This is a genomic window from Mesorhizobium sp. M4A.F.Ca.ET.022.05.2.1, assembly GCF_003998845.1.
Classification (GTDB): domain Bacteria; phylum Pseudomonadota; class Alphaproteobacteria; order Rhizobiales; family Rhizobiaceae; genus Mesorhizobium.
Genome location: NZ_RZOJ01000663.1, coordinates 1 through 1,872 on the forward strand (window position 1 = coordinate 1; position 1,872 = coordinate 1,872).

The 1,872-nt window shown below is 62.4% G+C and carries 3 protein-coding genes; all 3 read left to right on the forward strand.

Going from position 1 to position 1,872, the window contains the following annotated elements; translation table 11 throughout:
• Nucleotides 1-391 (forward strand): DciA family protein (locus EN745_RS34295; RefSeq protein ID WP_127423277.1); only part of this gene is annotated, 391 nt, incomplete at its 5' end.
• A gap of 141 nt (nt 392-532) precedes the next feature.
• Nucleotides 533-1,261, forward strand: coding sequence for a DsbA family protein (locus tag EN745_RS34300; protein WP_126055895.1), 729 nt, complete (start codon nt 533-535; stop codon nt 1,259-1,261).
• A gap of 63 nt (nt 1,262-1,324) precedes the next feature.
• Nucleotides 1,325-1,872 (forward strand): AAA family ATPase (locus EN745_RS34305; RefSeq protein ID WP_145992318.1); only part of this gene is annotated, 548 nt, incomplete at its 3' end.

Here is a 1,872-nt window from a genome sequence, read left to right on the forward strand (position 1 = left end):
GTCCTGGGAGGAGATCGCCGGACCCCGGCTAGCCGGGCGCTCGCGCCCGGAAAAGATCCAGTGGCCGCGTCGCTTGCATGAGGACGACCCGTTCGAACCTGCGGTGCTGGTGATCGCCTGCGAAGGCATGGCGGCGCTCCACCTGCAGCATGAAGCCGGGGAAATCATCAATCGCGTCAATTCCTTCCTCGGCTTTAGCGCTATTGGCCGCATCAAGATCGTGCAAAAGCCGGTGCTGTCCGGAAAGGCCCGCCCGAAACCGGCGCCGAGACCGCTCAACGACGCGGAGAAGGCGAAGCTTTCGCGAACCGTCGGCAAGATCGAGGACGATGGCTTGCGCGCCTCATTGGAGCGGCTGGGCGCAACGATTCTAGGGCAGAAAAGGCCATAGGATTGTCGTTTATCTCGCGTATTCGTGAACGCACGACAAAATTTGGCGATTGGAATGGGGACGGCGATGCCTTAATTCGCGCCAACTCTCGCCTTCTCTAGCTTTTGCATTGCAAAATCCAACTGATATCAGGTGATTCGCATGAACCGTCCTTTGTCTCGCAGAAACCTTTTGAGCTCGCTGGCCGCCATTCCGGCGGTGGCTTTCATCGCCGCATGCAGCGACTCGGAGGAGGAGGCAAAGGCGGCCGATGCGAAGCCCGCCAACCCGTCGACACCCGCCAAGCCGGCGACGCCGGCCGCCGCCAAGGTGCCGGAAGCGCAGGGCACAGTCGACATGGCGCAACTGCTGAAGCCGGGCGCGCTGCCCGAAAAGCAGCTCGGCAAGGACGACGCCAAGGTCACCATCGTCGAATATGCCTCGATGACATGCCCGCATTGCGCGCATTTCAACGATACAACCTTCCCTGAGTTGAAGACCAAGTACATCGACACCGGCAAGGCGCGCTATATCCTGCGCGAATTCCCCTTCGACCCGAGCGCCGAGGCCGGCTTCATGCTGGCGCGCTGCGCCAAGGATAACTATTTCCCGATGGTCGACGTGCTGTTCAAGCAGCAGCCGAGCTGGGTTGGCGTCAACAACACCAAGGAAGCACTGCTGCAGATATCCAAGCTCGCCGGTTTTACACAGGAGTCCTTTGAGGCCTGCTTGACGGACCAGAAACTTCTGGACGATGTCAGAGCAGTCCAGAAACGCGGCGCGGACGAGTTCAAGGTCGACTCGACGCCGACCTTCTTCATCAATGGGAAGACCTACAAAGGGGCGATGTCGATTGAGGAAATGTCGGCCATCATCGACCCTCTGCTCTGACGTCCAGGCCGCGTCGAAGCGACCGAGCTTCGGCGCGCTCGCCTGTAATGTGGGGCGGCGCGAATGAAATTTTCGCGCCTTCGCCTCCTCGGTTTCAAGTCCTTCGTCGAGCCCGGCGAGTTCGTCATCGAACGCGGCCTTACCGGCATTGTCGGACCGAACGGCTGCGGCAAGTCGAACCTTGTCGAGGCGCTGCGCTGGGTGATGGGCGAAAGCTCCTACAAGAACATGCGCGCGTCCGGCATGGACGACGTGATCTTCTCCGGCTCGGGCACGCGGCCGGCCCGCAACACCGCCGAAGTCACGCTTTTCCTCGACAACACCGACCGCACCGCGCCCGCCGCCTTCAATGACGCCGATGAGTTACAGGTGTCGCGCCGCATCGAGCGCGAGGCGGGCTCGCTCTACCGCATCAATGGCAAGGAAGCACGCGCCAAGGACGTGCAGCTGCTGTTCGCCGACCAGTCGACCGGCGCGCGCTCGCCCTCGATGGTCGGGCAGGGCCGCATCGGCGAACTGATCCAGGCCAAGCCCCAGGCGCGCCGCGCCCTTCTCGAAGAGGCGGCTGGCATTTCCGGCCTGCACACGCGCCGCCACGAGGCGGAACTCAG

Excerpts from the sequence above, each read along its gene's own strand:
- EN745_RS34300 (WP_126055895.1), top strand. The coding sequence starts at position 533 with ATGAACCGTCCTTTGTCTCGCAGAAACCTTTTGAGCTCGCTGGCCGCC.